This is a genomic window from Nitrospirillum guanabarense (genome assembly GCF_034653355.1).
Lineage (GTDB): Bacteria > Pseudomonadota > Alphaproteobacteria > Azospirillales > Azospirillaceae > Nitrospirillum.
The window spans coordinates 292,333-316,765 of sequence record NZ_JAYEER010000001.1; the positions used below are offsets into that span (position 1 = coordinate 292,333).

At 67.8% G+C, this 24,433-nt stretch carries 9 protein-coding genes; 3 read left to right on the forward strand and 6 right to left on the reverse strand.

Annotated elements, in window-relative coordinates:
- Window positions 1-14 precede the first annotated feature (14 nt).
- The 3 genes from UAA55_RS01195 to UAA55_RS01205 are packed head-to-tail and all read left to right on the forward strand — an operon-like array spanning window position 15 to window position 1,694.
- A complete protein-coding gene (locus UAA55_RS01195; RefSeq protein ID WP_322950838.1) occupies window positions 15-281 on the forward strand; it encodes a metal-sensing transcriptional repressor in 267 nt (88 codons plus the stop codon).
- A gap of 7 nt (window positions 282-288) precedes the next feature.
- On the forward strand, window positions 289-1,443 hold the full coding sequence (locus UAA55_RS01200) for a nickel/cobalt efflux transporter (protein WP_322950839.1): 1,155 nt from the start codon (window positions 289-291) through the stop codon (window positions 1,441-1,443).
- Window positions 1,444-1,466: 23 nt separating this feature from the next.
- Window positions 1,467-1,694: a hypothetical protein gene (locus tag UAA55_RS01205; RefSeq protein WP_322950840.1), complete on the forward strand. Its 228-nt coding sequence runs from the start codon at window positions 1,467-1,469 to the stop codon at window positions 1,692-1,694.
- A gap of 116 nt (window positions 1,695-1,810) precedes the next feature.
- Here the strand turns inward: UAA55_RS01205 and UAA55_RS01210 are convergent, their stop codons facing one another.
- The 6 genes from UAA55_RS01210 to UAA55_RS31145 form a co-directional block, all read right to left on the reverse strand.
- Window positions 1,811-15,784, reverse strand: coding sequence for a hypothetical protein (locus UAA55_RS01210; protein ID WP_322950841.1), 13,974 nt, complete (start codon window positions 15,782-15,784; stop codon window positions 1,811-1,813).
- Window positions 15,785-18,912: 3,128 nt separating this feature from the next.
- The gene (locus UAA55_RS01215; RefSeq protein ID WP_322950842.1) at window positions 18,913-19,155 is read right to left on the reverse strand and encodes a hypothetical protein; all 243 of its coding nucleotides are present in this window, start codon (window positions 19,153-19,155) and stop codon (window positions 18,913-18,915) included.
- Window positions 19,156-19,494: 339 nt separating this feature from the next.
- Window positions 19,495-21,189 (reverse strand): methyl-accepting chemotaxis protein, encoded by a 1,695-nt coding sequence (locus UAA55_RS01220; RefSeq protein ID WP_322950843.1) that lies wholly within the window; start codon window positions 21,187-21,189, stop codon window positions 19,495-19,497.
- A 156-nt stretch (window positions 21,190-21,345) separates the two neighbouring features.
- The gene (locus UAA55_RS01225) at window positions 21,346-21,804 is read right to left on the reverse strand and encodes a hypothetical protein (RefSeq protein ID WP_322950844.1); all 459 of its coding nucleotides are present in this window, start codon (window positions 21,802-21,804) and stop codon (window positions 21,346-21,348) included.
- Window positions 21,805-21,817: 13 nt separating this feature from the next.
- Entirely contained in the window at window positions 21,818-23,746 is a 1,929-nt protein-coding gene (locus UAA55_RS01230; protein WP_322950845.1) for a TonB-dependent receptor plug domain-containing protein, read from the reverse strand.
- Window positions 23,747-24,116: 370 nt separating this feature from the next.
- A complete protein-coding gene (locus tag UAA55_RS31145; RefSeq protein ID WP_416235150.1) occupies window positions 24,117-24,392 on the reverse strand; it encodes a response regulator in 276 nt (91 codons plus the stop codon).
- Between the last annotated feature and the right edge of the window lie 41 nt (window positions 24,393-24,433).

Below are 24,433 nucleotides of genomic sequence, written 5' to 3' on the forward strand. Positions count from 1 at the left end.
AGGATGTGGCCATCATGAGCCACGCCAACAACCCCGACGTCCTGAACCGCCTGAAGCGCGCCCAAGGCCACCTCTCCAAGATCGTGGAGATGGTGGAGGAAGGGCGCGACGCCCTGGTGATCGCCCAGCAGTTGCAGGCGGTGGTCAAGGCCGTGGACAAGGCCAAGACCTTCCTGGTCCTGCATCACATTGAGCACCACCTCCACGAAGCCGTGGGGGCGTTGCCGAAGCGAACCCGGGATCGCCTGGCCGAAATGGCAGAAATCACCAAATACCTGTGAGCCCCAAATGACCCCGCTTTCCGACCTGCTCCAGCACGGGGCCGGCAACGCCTGGCTGTTCATTCCCAGCGCCATCCTGTTGGGCGCCCTGCATGGGCTGGAACCCGGGCATTCCAAGACCATGATGGCCGCCTTCATCATCGCCATCCGGGGCACTGTCACCCAGGCGGTGCTGCTGGGCCTGTCTGCCACGGTCTCCCACACCCTGGTGGTCTGGGTGGTGGCGCTGGCGGGCCTGCGCTTTGGCCGCAGCTGGAACGCGGAAACGACTGAGCCCTATTTCCAGATCGCCTCCGCCGTCATCATCATCGCCGTCGCCCTGTGGATGCTGTGGCGCACCCGCCAGGCCCAGGTGGCGGAGCGGGCCCACGGCCATACCCATGACCACGGGCACGACCATGATCACGGTGATCACGGCCATGACCACCACGGCCACGGGATGCGGAGCGCCGAGATCGGCCACGGCGTGATCGCCGACGTGGAGGTGTTCGAAGACGGCGTGCCGCCCCGCTTCCGCGTGCGCTTCCTTGCGGGTGGCCGTTCGCTTCCCGCCGCTTCCCAGGACGCGGTATGGATTGAAACCGTCCGACCCGATGGCGCTCGCCAGCGGTTCACCATGGTGGACCAGGGCGACCACTGGGAGTTGGCCGAGGAAATCCCGGAGCCGCACGAATTCTCCGCCCTGCTCAGCGCCAGCCACGGCCACCATATGCATCAGCACGCCTTCCGCTTCAGCGAACCCACCGCCCCGGCGTCAGGCGTGGATTTGGGGCAGACCGGCTATCAGGACGCGCACGAACTGCAGCACGCCGGCGACATCCAGCGGCGTTTCGCCAACCGTCAGGTGACGACGGGCCAGATCATCCTGTTCGGCCTGACCGGCGGCCTGATCCCCTGTCCCGCCGCCATCACCGTGCTGGTGTTGTGCCTGCAACTGAAACAGCTTCCCCTGGGTGTCGCCTTGGTGCTGTGCTTCAGCATCGGCCTGGCCCTGACCATGGTCAGTGTGGGTGCCGCCGCGGCCCTGGGCATGCGCCACGCCGCCAAACGCTTCTCCGGCACCTTCGCCGTCCTGGCGCGTCGGGCGCCCTACGCCTCCGGCGCCCTCATCATCCTGGTCGGCCTTTATATCGGCTGGCAGGGATGGAATGCCTTGCCCTGAGGGGCACGCTGGGCTTCGTGCCCATGGCACTGGCTACCGGTACGGGGGTCGAGGTGCAGCGGCCGTTGGCCACGGTGGTGATCAGTGGGCTAATCACCTCCGACGCCCTGACTTCGAGCCTACGGCGCCGTGAAACTGATCACGGTGCCCACTGCCATCGTCAACGCCGTCGCCCCAGCACGGATGGCGCTGCTATGGCAGATTGCCCACCCCTATCAGCTTGTCCTGGCAGCGTTCGAGGGATGGCCTGATGAATTGACATTGGAGTGGAATCCAGGCTTCCCTATCTCGTTAACGGCCGATGATGGAGGTGATGGCGGCCCTCGCTCGCCTCGGCTCAGAAGTCGCCCCCTCAGAAGTCGCCCCCTCAGAAGTCGAAGGTGGCACGCAACAGGCCGGCGTGGCTCTGGTAATCGCGGCGCAGTTCGCCGGAATACTCGAGCCGCAGCTTGAAGCCGTCGCCCTGGTCCAGGGTGGCGCCCACGCCGATGCCCAGGCCGTCGGCGGCGGTGCGGCCGGTGGTGCTGACAAAGCTGGTGCCGGCCAGGACACTGGTGGTGGCGATGGGTCCATTCAGATAATCGTGCACCCAGGACAGGCGCAGGTCCGGCAGCAGCCGGCCCAGGCTGGTGTCCATCTTACCAGACAGCTTGGCGCCCAGCTCCTGCGTCAGACTGTCCACCTTCAAGGCGCCCACCGCCATGTTGGCCACGCCGGCGTCGCGCTCGTCATAGGCGTGGTTGGTCAGGCGCACCGCCCGCAGGCTGGCCTGCGGCGTCAGCGTGAAGCTGGCGGAGACCGGCAGGTCGTAGCCCACCGTCACCTTGCCCAGGTACTGCTCCCCGCCATAGTTGGCGTTGGCCCGGGCGCCCAGGAAGCCGATCCAGCGGCGCTGGTCGTAGTGGTTGTAGCCGAAGCTGGCCTGGCCCTCGACCGACAGCCGCTGGTCCGCCCAATCCGGGCGCCAGACGCTGTAGGCCGTCAGCTGGTAGCTGGCCGCCTTGGTCTGGCTGCCGGCGGCGGTGCCCTCGCCGTCGACCGAGCCGTTCAGCCAGCTGAAGGCCAGGCCCGCCATCACCGTGTCGTTGGCGTACCAGTCCGCGCCGATGACCAGGCCGGCGGTGGTGCCGCTATAGCCCGCCGCGTCGGCGTTGTTGCCGCGCAGCACGCCGCCGCCCAGGATCTCGCCCCAGACCGCCCCCTGCTGGCCGTCGGAGCCGGCCGCCGCCCCCTTCCCGCTTCCGTCCATATGGGCCGCGGCATGCTGCTGGTGCTGGCTGATGGCGTTGGTGGAGGGGGTGGCCGAGAAGGTGTTGATCTGCGGCGTCAACTGGCTGGGCGACAGCTGGGTCACCGCCAGCTGCTGTTCCGCCCCCGGCAACTTGGACAGGCGGGTCAGCACCGCCGCCTGGAAGGCCTGGGCCGCGGCGCCGTCGCTGTTGGCGATCACATCCAGCGCGCGGCCGGTGCCCACCGCCGGGCCGCCCGCCGCCAGGCCCACCGCCGTGTACCGGGTGCTGGGCGTGGTGGGATTGGTCGGGCCGGTCGGGCCCGTGGGGCCGGTGGTCCCGCCGCTGCCGCCACTGAGCGTCAGGACCAGGTCCGTGGCGCCGTTGGCGGTGATGGTGGAACTGGTGACCGTGTAGCCGGCGGCGGTCAGGGTCAGGTTGCTGGTCGTCAGCGTCGACCCGGCCGACGCGATGGTGTAGCTGCCCGCCGACAGCTGGCCACCATTGACCGCCGTCAGGGTCACCGACCCGCCCGTCAGGCTGGCGCCGCCGCTGATCACCAGGGTGCCGTAGCTGGTGGTGGACGACACGCCGATCACCAGGCCGCCGGCGGTCTGGCTGTAGCCGCCGGTGATGTTCACGGCGCTGTTCACCAGCAGGGTGGCCCCGCTGTTGACCACGCTGTGGCTGCCGACGTTGACCCGGTCGTTCAGCATCATGACGCCGCGCACGAAGCGCAGATCGGACCGGGTATTGGTGATGGTGCCGCCGGTGAACACGCCCGGCGCGGCATCGGTGCCGCCCCCAGAGGCGCCACTCACCACCAAGTCGCTGGCCGACAGGTTCACCACGTTGCCCGTGATGGTGCCGCCGTTGGCCAGGGTGCCCAGCGTGCCCGTGGCGGCGATGTACAGCGCCGTGGCGCCGCCGGCCGTGTTGGCCAAGGTGCCGGTGACGCTCAGGGCGTTCAGGCTGCCGCCGACATAGTCGTTGCCCGCCACGGCCAGCAGGTTGGTCCCGCTGGTGGTGCCCGTGGCACTGAGGCCGGCGATGCCGCTGGTGACCGTGGCGCCGGCGTAGTTGGACCCCGTGCCGCCCTGGATCAGGGTGACGCTGTCGCCCACCAGGTAGTTGCCCACGGCGCTGACCCCGGCGTTGACCACGCCGCCCGTCATGTTGGCCGCCCCGCTGACCGTCAGCACACGACCGCCCGTGGTCAGCGTGCCGCCGCTCTGCGCGAAGTTGCCCGTGATGCCGACGTTGCCGGCCAGGCTGAGGCTGGCGCCGGCGTTGCTGACCGTGTGGGTCGCCACGTTGATGGCGTCGCCCAGGCTGACCGCACCGGACGCGAACACCACGTTGGCGCCCGTGCTGGTGATGGTGCCGCCGCTGAAGCGGCCCACCGCGCCGTTACCCCCACCGTTGATGGTGAGATCCCGGGCCGACTGGTTGACCACGTTGCCGCTGATGGTGCCGCTGTTGGCCAGGTTGCCCAGGGTACCGGTGCTGGCGATGTACAGCGCCGTGGCCCCGCCCGCCGTGTTCACGAGCGTGCCCGTGACGTTCAGGACGTTCAGGCTGGCCCCGATGTAGTCGTTGCCCGCCACCGCCAGTAAATTGTTGCCGCTGACCGAGCCATTGGCGTCCAGGCCCGCCAGACCGCTGGTGACCACGGCCCCGGTGTAGGACGAGCCCGTCCCACCCTGGATCATCGTCACGCTGTCGCCCACGAAGTAGTTGCCCACGCCGGACACCCCGGCGCTGACCGTGCCGCCGCTGACCAGCGCCGGGCCGCTGACGCTCAGCACATGGCCGGCGACAGACAACGTGCCGGCCGTCTGGCCAAAGGCGCCAGAGATGCTGATGTCGCTGGCCAGGATTAGGCTGGCGCCCGTGTTCGCCACCGTGTGGCCAGTCACATCGATGCTGTCCGCCAGGCTGACATTGCCAGAGACGAAGGCCAGGTTGCTCAAGCTGTTACGGATGGTGCCGCCGCTGAAGCCGCCCACCACCGCGCCGCTGCCGCCGACGACAACCAGGTCGTTGGCACTGGCATTGACCACATTGCCGATGACGGTGCCGCTGTTCGCCAGGGTGCCCAGGCTGCCGGCGGCCGTGATGTTGACCGCCGTGGGGGCGTTCAGCGTGCCGGTGTTGGTCAACGTGCCCAGGGTGCCGCCGATGTAATCACTGACCAGGGTCAGGACCAAGTCGGTGTCGGTACCATTCAGGCTGGTACCCAGCGTGGCCGTGAAGCCGCTGGCGGCCGCCGTCAAGCCGCTGGCCACCAGGCTGCCGCCCGCCTCGACGATGGTGTAACGGTCGCCCGCCAGCAGGTTGGCGCCATCCATGGCCGTGACCGCCACGGTTCCGCCGGTCAGGCCGGCGTTGCCGCTGACTTGCAGTTCCCCCGCCGTGCCGGCGCCGATGCCGGCCGTCAACGTGCCGCCCGTCTGGCTGTAATCGCCCGTCACGCTGACCACGCTGGTCATGAGGACGCTGGCGCCACTGTTCACCAGCGTGCCCGCACCGACATTGACCGCGTCCTTCAGGGCCACATTGCCCGCCGCCAGCACCACATTGGCGCCGGCGCTGGTGATGGTGCCGCCCGTCAGGGTACCGACCGTCGTCCCCACACCCCCGGTGATGGTCAGGGTGTTGGCCGACAGGTTCACCACGTTGCCGGTGATCGTGCCGCTGTTGGCCAAGCTGCCCAGGCTGCCGCTGGCCGCGATGTACACCGCCGTGGCGGCCGTCAGCGTGCCGGTATTGCCCAGGCTGGCCAGGCTGCCCCCGACATAATCGTTGCCGACCACCGCCACCAGGTTGGTGCCCACCACGCTTTCCGTCACGGCCAGGCCGGCCAGGCTGCCCTGGACCACCACGCCGGTGTAGCTGGAGCCAGCACCGCCGGCGACCAGCGTCGTGACGCTGCCGGCCAGGAAGTTGCCTGTGGACGCGAAATCCGCAAGCACGGCGCCGCCGCTCAGGCCGGCGGCACCGCTGACGGCCAGGCCGCCACCACCGGCGATGTCCAGGGTCAGGGTGCCGCCCGTCTGGCTGTAGGCGCCGGTGACGCTGACCAGGCTGTCCAGAATTACCGAGGCACCGCTGTTGACCAGCGTGTGGCCGGCCACGTCCACGGCGTCGTTCAGCAACAGATTGCCCGAGGCGAGAACCACGTTGCCGAAGGTGTTGATGATACTGCCCTGGCTGCCGGCGGCGTGGCCGGTCAGGGTGCCCACCACCGTCCCGCTGCCGCCGGTGATGCTGAGCGTGTTGGCCGACAGGTTCAGGATATTGCCGGTGACGGTGCCGCTGTTGGCCAGCACGCCCAAGCGTGCGCCCGTGTCGATGTAGAGGGCCGTGGGCGCCGTGATCAGGCCGCTGTTGGCCAAGGTGCCGATGGTGCCCGCGTTATAGACGCCGTAGGTGGCGCCCAGGATGGTGCCGCTGTTCAGCACCGTGGCGATGTTGCCGGTGTTGTACAGGCCGGCGGCCGTGGGCGCGCCGGCATCGATCAGCGATCCGGTGTTGACGAAGACGTCGATGGTGCCGGCGTTGTAAAGGGCCATCTGGCCGGCCACGGTGCCGCTGTTGCTGAGCGTGCCGATGCTGGCGCCCGCCTGGTTGCCCAGGCCGGTGACGCTGCCCATCACTGTGCCTTGGTTGCCCAGGGTGCCGATGGATCCCGCGTTGCTGATGCCGGCGACGCTGCCCAGGACGGTGCCGTCATTGCTGAAGCTGCCGACCCGGCCCTGGTTCAGCACGGCGATGGTGCCGATCAGGGTGCCGGTGTTGGACAGGCTGCCAACGGTGCCGCCGGCGGCGACATGGACGGCCGTCGGGGCGTTGATCACGCCACCGTTGCCCAGGCTGCCCAGCGTGTCGCCGACATAGTTGTTGGCGATCATCGCGACCAAGTCGACACCGCCGCCGATGGTGACGGTGCTGAGCGTCACGTCCACGCCGCTCACATTCACCAGGGCCGTCAGCCCGGTATAGCTGGAGCCGGTGCCGCCCACCACCAGGGTGCCCAGCACGGCGCCCACCAACTGGTTGCTGGCTGCCGAGACCGAGGCCGCCACCGTACCGCCGCTGAGCGCGGCGATGCCGGTGACCACCAGTTGGTTAGCGTCCAGCAGCAGGCTGCCGCTGGTCTGGCGGTAGTCGCCGGTGATGGTCAGGGTGCTGGCCAGGTGCAATGAGGCGCCGGTGTTGGACACCGTGTGGCCCGCCGCGGCGATCACGTCGTTCAACAGCAGGGTACCACCGGCAAAAACCACGTCGCCGCCCGTGCTGGTCAGCGTGCCGATGCCAGCCCCCGGCCCCGACAACTGCCCCGTCAGCGTGCCGACCAGAGTGCCGGCGCCGCCCGTGATCACCAGCGCGCCGGCGCCGCCGTTCAGGATGTCGCCAGCGATGGTGCCACTGTTGGCGATCGTGCCCAGGCTGCCCAGGTTGACCAGGGCATGGGCCGTGCCGGTCAGCAGGCCGCCATTGACCAGGGTGGCGAGGGTGCCGCTGCCGGCCACATAGACGGCCGTGGCCGCCGACAGGGTGCCGCTGTTGGTAACACTGCCCAGCGAACCGCCGACATAGTCGTTGCCCACCGTAAGCGTCACGCCGCTGCTGACGGCCCCCGGCGTGGCGGCCAAGCCGGTGACGCCGCTGATCCGCAGCTGCGCCGTCACGGTGGCGCCGCCGGCCGCCTGCAACAGGGTGCTGGTACCCATCAAATAGTTGGCGGTGGACGACAGGCTGGCCAGCACGGTGCCACCGACGGTGGCGGTGCCGCTGACCACAAGTTCAGCCGCCTGGGTGTCGTTCCGCGTCAGCACCAAGCTGCCACCGGTCTGGCTGTAATCGCCGCTGACCGTCACGGCATTGGCCAGCGCCAGGGTCGCGCCGCTGTTCACCACGGCGTGGCCAGTGGCGATGATGTCATCGTCCAGCAGCAAGGCGCCCACCGCGAAGACCACGTCGCCCTGGGTGTTGGTGATTGTGCCCCTGCCCGACAGACCCGTCAGCGTGCCCAGGATGCCGCCGCCCGTAAACACCAGATCCTGCGTCGCGTCGTTCACGATGGCCCCGCGGATCACACCGCTGTTGGCGATGGTGCCCAGGGTGCCATCGTTGTGCAGCGCGGTCATACCCGCCAAGGTGCCGCCGGCGGCGTTCATCAGGACCGCCAGCGTGCCGCTGTTATAGAGGCCGACGGGACCGGTGATGGTGCCGTTGTTGGAAACAGTGGCGATGCCGCCGCTGTTGTACAGGCCGGCGCGGGACATGGCGCTGATCAGGCCCGTGTTGCTGACCAGGGTGGCCGTACCGATGTTGTGGACGCCGTCGCGGCCGCCGGTGATGGTGCCGCTGTTGGCCAAGGTGCCCAGGGTGCCGACGTTGGCGACCGCACTGCTGGCCCCTGTGATGGCGCCGTCGTTCACCAGGGTGCCGACGACCCCGTTGTTGGCGACGCCGATCACACCGCCCGACAACAGGCCGGTGTTGGACAGGGTGCCGACGCTGCCGGACGCGGCGACGTAGCCGGCGGTGCGGACGCCAGTGATGGTGCCGCTGTTGGACGCGTTGCCGATGGTGCCGCCGATATAGTCGTTGGCGAACTGCAGCAGCAAGACGCTGGTGCCCGCCACCGTCACGATGGTGGTGTCGCCGGCGAAGCCGGCCAGGGCGGTGATGAGATTGGCGCCACCGAGGTCGATGCCGCCGCCGGCCTGCATCAGGGTGTAGCCGTTGCCGTAGAGATAGGTGCCACCGGCGCTGAGCGTGGCCTGCACCACGCCACCGCTGACGACGATGGCCTGGCTGGCGACCAGGCGGCCGGTGCCGGGGTCGATGTTGAGGGTGCCGCCGGTCTGGGTGTAGGCGCCGGTGATGCTGACCTGGCTGGCCAGCCGCAGGGTGGCGGCGTGGTTCACCACCGTGTGGCCGGTGGCATCGATGGCATCGGCCAGCAGCAGATCGCCGGACGCGAACACCACGTTGGACAGGCTGTTGACGATGGTGCCGCCGGTGAAGGCGCCCACCGTGCCGCCGGCCCCACCGGTGATGGAGAGATCGACGGCCGACAGGTTGCGGATATTGCCGGTCAGCGTGCCGGTATTGGCCAGTTGGCCCAAACTGCCGCCGGCCGCGATATAAACGGCCGTGGCGGCCGACAGGCTGCCGCTGTTGGTCAATGTGGCGTAGGCACCGCCGATATAGTCGTTCTCCGCCACCAGCAGCAGGGTGTCGCCGCTGACGGCACCGGTGCCGCTCAGGCCGATGAGGGCCGAGCTGACAGTGGCGCCGCTGTAGTTTGACCCGTTACCGCCGGCCACCAGAGTGCCCAGCGTACCCGCCAGGTAGTTGCCGGTGGCGGCCAAGGTGGCCAGGACGGTGCCGCCGGTGATGCTGGCGGCACCGCTGGCCGTCAGCCCATTGTTCACCGTGGCACCCAAGGTGCCGGCCGTCTGGCTGTAGGCGCCGGTGACGCTGACGGCACCCGCCAGCCGCAGATTGGCGCCGGCATTGACCACGGTATGGCCCGTGGCCTGGATGCTGTCGTTCAGCCAGATGTTGCCGCTGGCAAGGATCACATCGCCGCCGACGGCGATGGTGCCCTGGCTGCCCAGGGTGCTGCCGGTGAAGGTGCCCTGGGCAGCGCCGCTGCCGCCGACGATGGTCAGGGTGCCGGCGGCCACCCGGATGTCGCCGGCGATGGTGCCGCTGTTGCCCAGGGTGTCGAGGCGCCCACCCCCGGTGACCAGGATGCCGCCGCTGAGCTGGCCCTGGTTGTCGAGGAAAAGCAGCGTGCCGGTGCCGCCGATGGAAACGGTGGCGATGCCGCCGACGTTCAGGGCGGAGGCGACCACGCCGCCATCGACCGCCAGCCCGGCGGCCTGCCCCGTGAGGGTGCCGTCGTTGGCGAGGAAGGTGATGAGGCCGCCGCTGTTGCGCAGGCCATAGGCCCCGCCGGCGATTGTTCCGTCGTTCCGCAGTGTGCCGATGGTGCCGAAATTGCGCAGACCGGCGCCCTGGCCGACCAACGGGGCGCTGTTGGTCAGGGTGCCCAGCGACCCTGTGGTGGCCACGTACAGCGCCGTGCTGGCGGCGTTGACGGCGTTGGTGATGGATAGCGCGGCCAAGGTGCCACCGACATAGTCGTTCAGCGCCACGGCCTGCAGGGCGTTGTTCGCCACCGTTCCGCCCAGGCCGAAGCCGGTCACCAGGTTGGTGATGTCGAGGCCGGTGTAGTCGGACCCCGCCCCACCCTGCACCAGCGGCCCCAGGATGCTGCCGGCCATGTAGTTGGCGGTGCCCGAGGCGCTGGTGACGGTGATGGTGCCACCGGTCAGCAGGGCGGCCCCCGTGACGGACAGCATGTCGCCGCCGATGCCCAACTGCAGGCTGCCGCCCGTCTGGTCGTAGTCGCCGGTGACGGCGACCGTGCCGCCGAGCGTCAGGTTGGCACCGCTGTTCACCACCGTGTGACCGGCGGCGTCGATGGCGTCGGCCAAGCGCACATCGCCGGACGCGAACACCACGTTGGACAGGCTGTTGACGATGGTGCCGCCGCTGAAGGTACCCACCGTGCCGCCGGCCCCACCGGTGATGGACAGGTCAAAGGACGAGAGGTTGCGGATGTTGCCGGCCAGCGTGCCGGTGTTGGCCAAGCGCCCCAGGCTGCCGGTGGCGGCGATATAGACCGCCGTCGCGGCCGACAGGCTGCCGCTGTTGCTCAGCGTGGCGTAGGCGCCGCCGATATAGTCGTTGCCGCCCACCAACAGCAGGCTGTCGCCGCCGGCCGCCCCGGTACCGCTCAGGCCGATGAGGGCAGAACGGACGGTGGCGCCGCTGTAGTCGGACCCGGCGCCGCCGGCCACCAGGGTGCCCAAGGTGCCCGCCAGGTAGTTGCCGCTGGCATCCAGGGAGGCCAGGACCGTGCCGCCGCTGACGCTGGCCGCACCGCTGACCGTCAGGCCGTGGTCCATGGTCACACCGAGGGTGCCGGCCGTCTGGCTGTAGGCGCCGGTGACGCTGATGCCGCCGGCCAGCGCCAGATAGGCGCCGGTATTGGCCATGGTCGCCGCCCGCACGCTGTCGTTCAGCAGAACATTGCCGCCGGCCAGGACCAGGTTGCCGCCGGCGATGCTGAGGACACCCTGGCCGCCCAGGGTGGCGCCGGTGAAGATGCCCGTCATCGTGCCGCTGCCGCCGGTGACGGTCAGGTCGCCCGAGGTGGCCACGTCGCCGGCGATGATGCCGGCATTGGCCAGCAGGCCGATGGTGCCCGCGGAAATGCCGATGCTGCCGCCGGTGATGGTGCCCTGGTTGATGAGGGTACCCAAGGCGCCGGCCTCCACACCCGCCACGCCGCCGTCAACCAGGCCGAGACCGGTGACGGACAGCAGGCCGATGGTGCCGGCGCCGGCGATGCCGGCGTGGGTGGTGCCGAGGATGGTGCCGCTGTTGACCAGGGTGCCGAGGGAACCGGCATTCTCGATACCGCTGGCGGCACCGCTGATCACGCCGCCGACGGTGTTGATGAGGGTGCCGACACCGCCCGTCTGCTCCACATGAATCTGGGTGGCGATGCTGCCGCTGTTGGCCAGCAGGCCCAGCGTGCCCCTGACGTCGAACGCGCCGCCAATGGTGCCGCGGTTGACGGCCGTGTCGATGACGCCGTCCGCCAACAGACCGCCCAGGGTGCCGTCGTTGGTCAGCGTATGGATGAGGCCTGTGTTATGGAGGCCGACCCCGCCGCCGGTGATGGTGCCGCTGTTCGACAGCGTGCCGATGGTGCCCAGGTTGGCGATGGCGGTGCTGCCGACGCCGCTGATCACGCCGCCGGTGTTGGCCAGGGTGCCCAGGGTGCCGGTCTGGGCCACGTAAACGGCAGCGCCGTTCTGGACGCTGAGCGTCCCGGTGTTGCCCAGGCTGGCATAGGTGCCGCCGATATAGTCGTTCCGCGCCACCCCCACCAGGGCGGTGCCGGCGATGGCGCCGCTGAGGGTCAGGCCGGTGGCGTCATCGGTCACCACCACGCCGGCGTAGTCGGAGCCGGCACCGCCGGCAATCAGGGTCCCCATCGTGCCGCCCTGCAGGTAATTGCCGGTGGCGGCGCCAATCAGCTGCACCTGCCCGTTGGTCAGGCTGGCGCTGCCGCTGGCCGCCAGCTGGCCGGCGCCTGTCACCAGGACCAGGGTGCCGCCCGTCTGGGCATAGTTGCCGGTGACGCTAACGGCGCCGGTCAGAGTCAGGTCGGCGCCGATGTTCCGGACCGTGTTGCCGCCGACATTGACGCTGTCGTTCAGCAGCACGTCGCCGGATGCGAAGATGACGTTGCCCAGGGTGTTGGTGATGATGCCCTGGTTGGTCAGGGCGGCGCCGGTGAAGGTGCCGGTCCCGATGGTGGTATTGCCCAGCATGCCGCCCATGATGGTCAGGTTGGGCGTTGCCGTGGCGTTATTGATGATGTTGCCGGCGATGGTGCCGCCGTTGGCCAGCGCGAAGAATTGGCCTTGGGCGCCGATGCTCAGCGCGTTGGCGCCGCTGATCAGGCCGCCGTTGAAGTTGAGGATGGAGCCCAGCGTGCCGCCGTCCTGCACCTGGACACCGCCGCTGATCCGCCCGATATTGCCCAGCGCGAACATCGAACCGCCGCCGCTGATGGCGACGGTGGCGATGCTGCCGTCGTTCAGGGCGAACATGACGCTGCCGCCCTCCACCGCCAAGCCGGCCGTCTGGCCCGCCAGGGTGCCGTGGTTGCCGAGGAAGGTGATGGCGCCGCCGCTGTTGCGCAGGCCATAGGCGCCGCCGGCGATCGTCCCGTCGTTCTGCAGCGCGCCGATGGTGCCGACGTTGCGCACGCCGGCGTTCTGGCCAACCAGCGTTGTGCTGTTGGCCAGCGTGCCGCTGATGGAGGCGGTGGAGGCCACATACAGCGCCGTGCTGGCGGCGCTGACGGCGTTGGTGATGGTCAGGGCGGACAGCGTGCCGCCGATATAGTCGTTCAGCGCCACGGCCTGCAGGGCGTTGTTCGTCACCGTGCCGCCCAAGCCGAATCCGGTCACCGTGTCGGTGATGCCGAGGCCGCTATAGTCGGACCCCGCCCCACCTTGCACCAGGGTACCGAAGATGCTGCCGGCCATATAGTTGGCGGTGCTTGAGAAACCGGTGACGGTGGCCACACCGCCCGCGAACCGGGCCGCCCCTGTGACGGACAGCAGGTCGCTGCCGATACCCAACCGCAGGCCACCGCCCGTCTGGCTGTAATCGCCGGTGACGGCCACGGTGCCGCCCAGGGTCACGGCGGCGGCGCTGTTCACCAGGGTGTGGCCGGTCACGTCGACGGCGTCGGCCAGGCGCACATTGCCGGATGCGAGCACCACGCTGGACAGGGTGTTGATGAGGGTGCCGCCGGTGAAGGTGCCAACCGTGCCCGTGGTTCCGCCAGCGATGGAAAGGTCGACAGCCGACAGGTTGCGGACGTTGCCCACCAGCGTGCCGGTGTTGGAAAGATTGCCCAGGCTGCCGGTGGCCGCGATGTAGACCGCCGTCGCGGCCGACAGGCTGCCGCTGTTGCTGAGCGTGGCATAGGCGCCGCCGATGTAGTCGTTGCCGCCCACGAACAGCAGCGTGCCGCCGCTGAGCGCGCCGCTGCCCACCAGGCCGGTCAAGGCAGAGACCACGCTGGCGCCGTAGCTGGACCCGTTGGCCGCCGCCACCAGGGTGCCCAGCGTGCCCGCCAGGTAATTGCCGGCGGCGGCCAGGGAGGCCAGGACCGTGCCGCCGGTGATGGTGGCGGCGCCAGTGGCCGTCAGGCCGTTGTTCACCGTGACGCCCAGGGTGCCGACCGTCTGGCTGTAGCCGCCGGTGACGCTGACGGCACCGGCCAGCTGAAGGTTGGCGCCGTTGTTGATCAGGGTATGGCCGCTGACGACGACATTGTCGTTCAGCAGGATGTTGCCACCGGCCAGCACCACATTGCCGCTGGTGACGGTGATGGTGCCCCGGTTGGTCACGGTGGCGCCACTGAAGGTGCCCGCCACCGTGCCGGTGCCGCCGGTGATGGTCAGGGCGCCAGACGTGGCCTGGATGTCGCCCAGGATGGTGCCGCTGTTGTTCAGTAGATCCGGCTGGCTGGTGAGGGACAGGGCGTTGGCGCCACTGATCAGACCGCTGTTCAGGATAGTATCGAAGGCGCCGGACAAGGCCGTGCCGCCGGCGCCGGCGGCCTGGATGATGCCGCGGTTGTCCACCGTGCCCGTGGCGTTGGAGGAAAAGACGCCGTACTGGGCGCCGCTGATCAGGCCTCGGTTGACCAGGGTGCCTAGGGAACCGGCATTCTCAATGCCGCTGGCGGCACCGCTGATCACGCCGCCGACGGTGTTGACGAGGGTGCCGACACCGCCCGTCTGCTCCACATGAATCTGGGTGGCGATGCTGCCGCTGTTGGACAACAGGCCCAGCGTGCCCCTGACATCGAACGCACCGCCGATGGTGCCGCTGTTGACGGCCGTGTCGATGACGCCGTCCGCCAACAGACCACCCAGGGTGCCGTCATTGGTCAGCGTATGGATGAGGCCTGTGTTATGAAGGCCGACCCCGCCGCCGGTGATGGTGCCACTGTTCGACAGCGTGCCGATGGTGCCCAGGTTGGCGATGGCGGTGCTGCCGACGCTGCTGATCACGCCGCCGGCGTTGGCCAGAGTGCCCAGAGTGCCGGTCTGCGCCACGTAAACGGCCGCGCCGTTCTGGACGCTGAGCGTCCCGGTGTTGCCCAGGCTGGCGTAGGTGCCGCCGATGTAGTCGTTCCGCACGACGGCGATCAGGTTGTTGCCGATGGTGACGCCGGCCAGGCTGAGACCGGCGCCATCGCCGCTGAGCGTCACGCCGGCGTAGTCCGACCCGGCGCCGCCGGTCACCAGGGTCCCCATCGTGCCGCCCTGGAAATAATTGTTGGTGGCGGCCCCCACCAGCTGCACCTGCCCGTTGGTCAGGCTGGCGCTGCCACTGACCGCCAGCAGGCCGCCGCCGACCGCCACGCCCAGGCTGCCCCCCGTCTGGGTGTAGTCGCCGGTGATGTTGACGGTGTTGGCGACCGTGATGCCGGCGCCAATGTTGCGCACGACAAAGCCGTTGGTGGTGATGCTGTCGTTCAACAGCAGGCCGCCGGTGGCGAAGACCACGTCGGCGTACCTGGTGGTGATGCGCCCCTGGTTGGTCAGGTTGGCGCCGGTCAGGGTGCCGATGGTGCCGCCGGTACCCCCAGCGATGGTGAGGGCGGCCGCCAGCGTTCCCGGCCCCGCGTTGGACGGGTCGAAGTTGTTGTAGATATCGCCGGCGATGGTGCCGCTGTTGACCAGCAGGTCCACCTGGCTGCCCACGAAAATGTCCAGGGCCGTACCACCCTTTATCAGCCCGGCGTTGGCGACGGTGCCGATTTTCCCGCCATTGAAGATGCCGATGCCGAAACCGGGGCTGGTGATGGTGCCGGAATTGGCCAGGCGGGCGATGGTTCCGGAATCGACCAGGGCGAAAGACGCGCCGCTGCTGATCGTGCCACGGTTGTCCAGCAAACCGACGGTGCGGTCGTTATAAAAGCCCACCCCGTTGGTGGATATCAGGGTTCCGCTGTTGGTCAGGGTGTTGATGGTGCCGTAGTTGCGCAGGGCGACGTTGGTCCCCCCACCGATCAACCCGCTGTTGGTCAACGTGTCAATGGTGCCGCTGTTGGACATGTCCGACCGGACGGCACCAATGCTGCCGCTATTGTCGAAGGTGCCGATGCTGCCACTGTTCATCACGGCGAGCCCGGCGGTCAGGGTCGCGGCGACGGTGCCGCTGTTGGACAGCCGGGTGATGTTGCCGCCGTTATAGATCGCGTAGGACTGCCCCAGGATCGTCCCGCTGTTGTTGATTGAGCTAACGGGAACAACGGTGCCGTTGAGGTACAAGGCCGTCTTGCCGGCGATCAGGCCCAGGGTCTGGTTGTCGATGGCGCCGATGGTGTTGGAATTGGAACCGACGATGGCGGTCCAGGGCGGAAATGGTGCCGCTGTTGCGCAAGGTGCCGATGCTGCCGACACCGATGCCGATGGTGTCACCGTCGATCACACCGCTGTTGTCCAGCAGGCCGATACCCCGGTTGTTGGGAGACAGGATGCCACCGGCAGTGCCGGCCAGCGTGCCGCTGTTGGTCAGGGTGCCCAGCGTGCCATTCAGATAAAAGGCGGTACGGCCCGTGGCGGTGCCGGTATTGCCGATGCTGCCGATATTGCTGTTGATGTAATAGTTGCCGGCCACGGCCACCAGGTTGGCGCCCGCCGTCCCGATGCTGGCCGTCACACCCCCCAGCGTCCCGACAAGGGTGCCGGTCAGGCTGGAATAGGTGCCGCTGGCGGCGGAAACCAGGGTGGTGAGGACGTCGCCCAGCAGATAGGTGTTGGCATAGCTGAAGGCCACGGTGCCAGTTACCGCGGCCCCGGTGATGCTGGCGGTGCCGCTGACGGCCAGGCCGCTGCCGGCGCCCAGCACCAACGTGCCGCCGGCCTGGGTGTAATCACCGGTCACGCCGATGTTGCCGGGCAGGGCCAGGGTGGCGCCGGCGTTGACCAGCGTGTGGCCGCTGACGTTCACGCCTTCGCCCAGACGCAGGCCGCCGGCCAGCACCAGGTTGGCGATCGTGTTGATGATGGTGCCACCGGTCAGCACGCCCACCGTGCCGGCCGTCCCGCCCATGATGGACAGGTCGTGGGCCGACAGGTTCAGGATGGTGCCCGACAGGGTGCCGGTGTTGGCCAGCTGGCCCAGGCTGCCGGTGGCGGCGATGTAGACCACGGTGGCACCCGACAGGCTGCCGCTGTTGGTCAGGGTGGCCAGCGTACCGCCGACATAGTCGTTACTGGCCACCACCAGCACGCCGTTGCCGGCCACGCTGCCGGTCAGGCTGGCGCCGGTCAGCGCACCGAGGGAGACGGACACGCCGGTGAAATCGGATCCGCCGCCGCCGGCCACCACGGTGACGGGGTTGCCGACGACGTAGTTGCCGGCGGCGTTGGGGGCGATGCTGACGGCCGCGTTGGTCAGGCTGGCGCTGCCGCTGACGGTCAGCGCGCCGCTGTTGGTCAGGGCCAGGCTGCCGCCCGTCTGGGCGTAGGCGCCGGTGATGCCGATGGCGTTGACCAACGTCAGGGCCGCCCCGGTGTTCAGTACCGTATGCCCTGTGGCGTTGATGCGGTCGTTCAACAGCAGGTTGCCGCCGGCGAAATACAAATCACTGGTGGCGTTGGTGAACACACCCACGACGCTGGTGCCGCCGGGATTGAGCGTGCCGGAGAAGCCGGTCAGGGTGCCGACCGTGCCGGCGCTGCCGCCCAGGACGGTCACATTGGGCACACTAGCGGCCAGGGTGCTGGTACTGATGTTGCCGGCGATGGTGCCGGAATTCACGATGGTCAGGAACGCGCCGCTGCTGCCGGAGCCAATGGTTTGCACCATCAGGGCATCGGGCGCCGAAATCAGGCCGCTGTTGACCAGCGTGCCGATCGTGGCCGTCCGTTGCACGATGCCGTAGTTGTAGGTGCTGTTAGCGCCAAGAAGAATGGCGCCGCTGTTGACCAGCGTGCCGAGGGTCGCGCTGCTCAGGACACCGGCGGATCCGGCGCGCATGTCGATGGTGCCGCTGTTGACCAGCGTCTGGATGGTGCTGACCGTGGTGTAGATACCGATGCCGTTGGTCGTGCCCGTGATCGTGCCGCTGTTCGACAGCAGGCCGACGGTGGCGTTGAAGGCCGTGATGCCGTAGCGGATCTGCTGGATCGTGCCGCTGTTCGACAGGGTGCCGATGACCGCGTTCCTCGCGACGGCGATGCCGCTCTGCGCCATGCCGTTGAGGGAAACGTGCAGGTCGATCAGACCGGCGTTGACCAGGGTGCCGATGGTGGCGCCGGTGCCGATGCTCAACCCGATTGTGTCGCCGGTCAGGTGCCCGGTATTGACCAGGGTGCCGATGCTGACGCCACCCGCCACATAGGCGGCGACGGGCGTGGTGCCGTTGGTGTCGACCGTGCCGGTCAGCGTCAGGCTGGGCGTGCTGGCGCCGATATAGTCGTTCAGGGCCTGCGCCACCAGGTTGCCGCCGGCCGTGCCGATGGTGGCGGCCAAGCGGGCCAGACTGCTGGTGATGCTGCCGGTCAGACCGGTGTAGGTGCCGCTGCTGGCGGCCACAAGGGTGGCAAGCGCGTCACCCACCAGGTGGGTGGCGTTCAATGGCAGGGTGGGCAGGGTGGCGGTTACCTGGCCACCGGTCAGGCTAGCAGTGCCGGTGACCACCAGTTCGCCAGCGGCGCCCAGCGCCAGGGTGCCGGACGCCTGGGTGTAATCGCCGGTGACGGTGACGATGCTGGTCAGCCTGACGGAGGCGCCGCTGTTGATCAGCGTGTGGCCGCTGACGTTGACGGCGTCGTTCAGCAGGAAGCCGCCGGTCAGGATCAGGTTGCTGAGCGTGTTGGAGATGGTGCCCTGGCCGCTGAGCCCGGTGTATGTGCCCACGGCGGTGCCGCCGCCCAGGGTCAGGTCGGTGCTGCCGTTGTTGATGATGGCGCCCAGGATGGTGCCGCTGTTGCGCAACACACCCAGGGTGCTGTTGCTGGAAATGGAAATGGCGTAGCTGGTACCGCCGATCACGCCATTGTTGATGATGGTGGAGATCGACGATCCGTTGATCAGGCCGATGCCCCCCAGCCCAGTCACGAGAGTGCCGCCGGCATTGATCAGCAACGGATTGACCCGGGCGTTCTGGAACAGGGCGCCGATGGTGCCGGCACCGATCACCGTGTTGCCGTTCAGAGTCACGCCGCTGGAGGAAAAATTGCCGCTGTAGGTGGTGTAGGCGCTGTATGCCTCCGCCGGCCGGGGCGCCGCCATGCCGACGGCCACCACCGCCAGCGAGGAACCGGCCAGAAAAACCCGCCGGGCGCGAGCATGTCGCTGCCGGTGGTCGTGTTCTATCTCTTGCGGACAGGTGTCAGCCCTGCCAGCCCCGCGCGCACCCATCCCTGCCCCCACACTTTCTTGATCGCCCCCACAGAAAAGCGCTGCCTTATGCTATGGCCCATCCCCGCTAACAGGCTGTTTCTATTGGAATGTCCAGACAGTTTCTTCCTGAACCGCCACTCACATCATGTGCTATTCTTATGTAATATATGTTAGTACAATAGATAAAAACTTAGCCTTAACCAATAATACCTTCCTCATACGCATTCAGACCAAGCCAACGCCCATCCCGCTGGACGACGGTGATGGCGATCGCGAGGAAGATTGGCTGTTCCGGCCAGACGCTGAACGAATGGGGCGAGAAGGCCGAGGTTGAAGCTGATGTGAACGTATGGTCCGCCCCGTCCGCAAGCGGTTTGACGACCCAGCCTCGACCAGTCCGCTTCAACGTATCCGGCCTCAGGGCGATGCCCTCCGTCAAGATGGCGATCCGCGCGGCCCGGTCCTCATAATCGACCCAGCCTCGAAGGCCGCTCACAGCGGCCAGGTTTCCGTGCTGCCGTTCGACTGTCAGGCCGTCTCTCTACCCGCTCGCGGATATCGATGATCGTACACGGCGATTAGCGCCCGCCGATCAATGTCATCTCATGCCACCACGGCATGCGGCGCATCGAACCCCTGCCCCCGTCAGGACGGCCCGGGCGATGCGCGCCAGCTTGTTGGCCAACGCACCACGACCGCACCCGCCGTCTTTTGCATGTTCATGGATGTCGCGCACCACAGCGCCCCACCTACCATTGGCCGCTGCCGATCGATGACCTTACGCGGCGCGCAGGGAGGCGATGGCTTTCGAGACGCTGGCGCTGAGGGCCGAGGTTTCGGACCCCAGGACCTGGGAGGAGGACAGGACCTCGTCGCTGGAGCGGTGGGTGCTGTCGGCGATGGCCTGCAGGCCGGCCACGTTCTCCGCCACGACGGCCGTGCCCTGGGACGCCATCTGGACGTTGCGGGCGATCTCGCGGGTCGCGGCCTCCTGCTGTTCCACGGCGGCGGCGATGGCGGAGGAGATGGTGGTGATCTCGTTCACCGTCTGCTGGATGGCGGCGATGGCGGCGACCGCCTCGCGGGTGGCCCCCTGCATGCTGGTGATCTGGCCGCCGATCTCCTCCGTCGCCTTCGCGGTCTGGGTCGCCAGGCTCTTGACCTCGCTGGCCACGACGGCGAAGCCCTTGCCCGCCTCCCCCGCCCGCGCCGCCTCGATGGTGGCGTTCAGCGCCAGCAGGTTGGTCTGGCTGGCGATCTCGCTGATCAGGCGCACGACGGAGCCGATGCGGTCGCCCTGGTTCTGCAGCCGCTCCATCTGCTGGGTGCTTTCCTCCACCCGCACGCGGGCGTTGCTGGCCATGGTGGCGGCGCGGGTGACCTGGCCGCTGATCTCCCCGAAGGAGACGGACAGTTCCTCCGCCGCGCTGGCCACGGCCTGCACGTTGCCGTTGGCCTCGTTGACGGCGCGGTCGACCACGCTGGTGCGCTCCTGCCCCACCTGGGCCTGGTCGCTGAGGCCCCGGGCGTTGCCCGCCAGCTGCCGCACGGCGGCGGTCAGGCGCTCCACCAGGCTGTGGACGGAGCTTTCCAGGCTGTCGGCGATGCGCAGCGACGCCTGGCGCTTCTCCGCCTCGGCCCGCTTCTCCGCCTCGGCCCGCTCGGCCGTCAGGCGGTCGCGGTCGGCCAGGTTGGCGCGGAACACCGCCAGCGCGCCGACGATGGCGCCCAGCTCGTCCTTGCGGGCCAGCGCCTCGATGTTCACGGCGGTGTCGCCGGCGGCCAGGGCCTCGGTGGCGCCGGAGATGCGGTCGATGGAGCTTTTCAGGGCCCGCACGATGACGAAGGCGATGGCGGCCACGCCCAGCACCACCGCCAGCACGATGAGGGTGGACAGGGTCTGGGTGGCGGTGGCGCTGGCGTCCATGTCCTTGATCGCGGTGGCGGCGGTGGTCCGCTCATGCGAGGCGGCGGCGCTGAGGCGGTCCTGCACGCCCTGCAGGCTGGCGCGCAGCGGCTCCAGGAAGGACACGGCGGACTGGGCGTCGATGCCCAGCATGTCCTTCACGAAGCCCACCGGCTGGCCCAGCTTGTCGATGTCCTGGCCCACGGTGGCCAGCTCGGCCTTGGTCTTGCCGTCGGGCAGGCGGTCCTTGGCGCGCTCCACCGCCTCCTTCGCCTTGCCCATGCGCTGGACCACGCCGTCCAGCAGGGTGGCGGAGGCCTTCGCGTCGCCGCCGGCGGTGGCGGCCGCCAGGGCGTAATACAGGTCCTTGGCGGCGCCGTTCAGCTCGCTGGACGCGCTCAGCAACTCGGCGGTGGCCTCGAAACGGACCTCGCCCACATCCTTGGCGGTGGCGGTGATGCCGCCCACCACCTGGTGGGAAGCGATGGCCATCGCCACCAGGGCCACCAGCCCGATGGCGGGGGCCGCGAACAGCTTCAACGCCATGGGAAGATCATCGAACCGCATCGCCTTCATCCTTCCACCAATTCCGCCCACCAGTCCTGGGCCGGGCTTGCGCCCGCTGTTCTTGAATTCCCGCGGGCGGGATTCCCCCAAGGCGGCGCCGGGATGGACGGCCCAACCCAGCCGCCCACCCCGCCACCCCGGGACCCGCCCGGGTCCTTACTTCTCGGTGACCATCATCTTGAAGTTCGGGTCGAACTCGACCCCGGCGGCCGACGCCGCCGCCTTGCTGACGTAGATGGTGACCTTGGGCGTGGTCTCGACGGCGATGACGCAGCCGCCGGCGTCGACGCAGGCGACGTCGTTGCCCACGGTGACGGTGCCCTTGGCCAGCGCCTTCTTGCCCTCCGCGGCGGAGGACACGAACACGGCGTAGGCGCCGGGGGCGGCATCACCGGCGGCGACGGCGGCACCCGGCAGGGCCGCCTGCACCGCCGCCACGGGGGCGGCGCCGGCGGTCACCACCACCTTGGCGCCGGCGGGCGCCTTGGCGGTCAGGAAGCCCAGGGCCTTGGCCGCGATGGTCACCTGCTTGGCGTCCATCTCCGCCGCACCGGCCAGGCCGGACACCGACAGGGCGGCGGCCAGCACGCCGGTCTTGAGGATCATGCTGTTCATTGGACTTCCCCCCTTAGAACTTGTACGTGGCGGTGCCCCAGACACGCCGTTCCGCCTTGGGCGTCACGGCCAACTGGGTGTGGTCCTGCAGCAGGTTGCTGCCCGCCAGCGTCAGGGAGAAATCGTCGCTGACCTTGTAGGTGACGGCCGCCTGGGCCGTTAGGCCGGGGCTGACGGTGTAAAGCTGATTCCCAGCGTAGGTGAGGAAGGCCTGATAGTCGGACCGCCATATCAGGAACAGGTCGGTGGTGAAGCGGCCGAAGTCATAGCCGACGTTACCCCTCACCGTGTTCTTGGGCGTGGACTTCTGGAAGTTGGCTGTAACCGTGCCCGGGGCGAAGGTGAAATCATCGGTGGGGTTCAACCAATCCCAAGAGGCGCTCCACCGCACGGCTCCGATCTTGCCGCGCAGCTCGACCTCGGTGCCCCACTCGGAACTGCGCCCAAGATTATCGCCCAGAAAGATGGTGGGATAGCCGTTGATGAAATGGATGTTCTGGAAGTTGATGGCCTTGAAGTCCTGGGTCTTCTGATACATCACAGACACCTTGGCCGTGCCGCCGATGGCCGCCACCGCCCGCTGGTACCCCACCTCGTAATTGGTCACGACGGTCGGGTTGACGTTGGGATTGCCCGTGATCTGCACGGAACCGGGGACAGGCTGGCTGGACGCGTTGTTGCCCAGTTCAATCAGCGTGGGGGACTGGATGCCCCGACCGGCGGTCAGCGTCACGGTATCGTCCGCCGTCGGCCGCCAGACCACGCCGACATTGTACGAGAAGCTGTCGAAGCTGCGTTCGTAGTCGGCCTGCGTGAACGGCACGGGCGTGATCCCGTCATGGTTCAGCATGGTATGATCCCACCGCCCGGCAACCGTCAGCGACAGGGTGTCGTCGATCCGCCAGTCGTACATGTTGGACAGCGCGAAATCCTGGTAACCCGTGGTGGTGTTCTTGACCGACGTGGAATCGATGCTGTTGTCGCGGTACTCAATCGCCACGCGCGTGGTCAGGGTCGGCGCCAGCTTCACCAGGTCCTGCACCTGCACCACGGTGGTGTCGGTGGCGGTGGTGTAGGTGCCCGGAGCACCGCCCGAGACAAAGTGCAGGTTGAAATCCAGATGGTTGTTGTAGGCCGTGGCCTCGATCAGGCCCCAATCGGTGTCGGCCTTGACCGTGCCCTTGTAGGAATGGGTCTGGTAGATGCCCTGGTGCGGTTCCTGCAGCGCGCCCACCTCGAACAGGTCGGCACGGGCCCAGGTGCCCTCGAACCCGGCCTGCACCGTGGGACTGATCTGCGCCAGGCTGTCCAGCGAGGCCGTGCGGCGCAGGGACTGGTTATCCCGCAGATGGCGGACCAGGGTGTCGGAGGATGTCCCGTATTCATCCATGTTCCAGCCACCGGCGGACAGCCGCACGCCCACCTTGTCGCCCAGCTTCACGCTCTTGACGACGCTGACCTCCTTCTGGCCCTGCGTCCCCACCGTCACCTGGGCGGACCCGACATTGTCGTACAGCGGGTTGTAGGTGATGATGTTGACCACGCCGGAGACGGCGTTGAAGCCGAACAGGGCGGCCTGCGGGCCTTTCACCACCTCGATCTGGCGGATTTCCGCCAGCTGCACCGGGATGGCGGACCAGATGGTGACGCCGTAGTGGTCCAGGTAGACCTGGCGGCCGTTGACCAGCACCAGCAGCCGCGGGTTGTTGCCCTGGTTGTAGCCGTCGACACCGACATCGGCACCGGACACACCCCACATCTCGACATCGACGCCGGCCACCCGGTTCAGGACGTCCGGGATGGTGCGCGCGCCGGAACGGGCGATCTCCTCCGCGTTGATGATGGTCATGGGCGCCGGCGCCTCGCTGGCGCGTTGCGGCTTGCCGGTGGCCGAGGTCGTCACCGCCTCGCCGAACAAATCTTCCAGCGACCCGTAGTTCATCGACTGGGCCTGCGCATCGGATGCGGCGGCTAACCCAACCAAGGTTCCCAACAACGCCAACACCAACCGTGAGGGCGTATGCAAGAGATTGGATTTGAAGAATGCGGTGTTTTTCATTTTATCCCCAACTCGCTCCCGTAAGACCAACACGGACTTGTTCCGGTTAGCTGGCCGACTTCGCAAGCTGAGCAACACATCCTTTCGCATATTACGATGATATTGCGCCGAACCAACTTGATCATTTCCAAATCGTTAAAAACTTATTCCATCAATATATAATAATTAACGATGTATAATAATTCAGCAACCTCACGTATTCGTTAAGTATAATACCGCTATCAAAATCACCTGAACTATCTATTGAATATTATTATAGAATAATCGTAATTAACCATTTCATCTTGGAGGCGAACTCTCCTGATCTGAATGGTTTTGAAATGAAATCATCCGCGCCGATTTCCTGATCCCCGCAATAGCCTACCTCTCGGTGGCTCGTGACGATCATAACTGGCATGGCGATTAACCCATGGCCGCAGCGTACGGCCCGCAATGTCCGGAGACCGTTCTGGGCTGGCATATCCACGTCCAACAGCAAGGCGGCCGCCTCGGCCCGAAGCCACCGACACTGGCTTCCACCCGCGACCAAAGGGATAGGTCACACTTAAGCTAAATAATTCGAATATCTGC

Coding starts and splice junctions, on each gene's coding strand:
- UAA55_RS01200 (WP_322950839.1), top strand. CDS start 289: ATGACCCCGCTTTCCGACCTGCTCCAGCACGGGGCCGGCAACGCCTGG.
- UAA55_RS01225 (WP_322950844.1), bottom strand. CDS start 21,804: ATGAACAGCATGATCCTCAAGACCGGCGTGCTGGCCGCCGCCCTGTCG.
- UAA55_RS01205 (WP_322950840.1), top strand. CDS start 1,467: ATGGCACTGGCTACCGGTACGGGGGTCGAGGTGCAGCGGCCGTTGGCC.
- UAA55_RS01195 (WP_322950838.1), top strand. CDS start 15: ATGAGCCACGCCAACAACCCCGACGTCCTGAACCGCCTGAAGCGCGCC.
- UAA55_RS01220 (WP_322950843.1), bottom strand. CDS start 21,189: ATGCGGTTCGATGATCTTCCCATGGCGTTGAAGCTGTTCGCGGCCCCC.
- UAA55_RS01230 (WP_322950845.1), bottom strand. CDS start 23,746: ATGAACTACGGGTCGCTGGAAGATTTGTTCGGCGAGGCGGTGACGACC.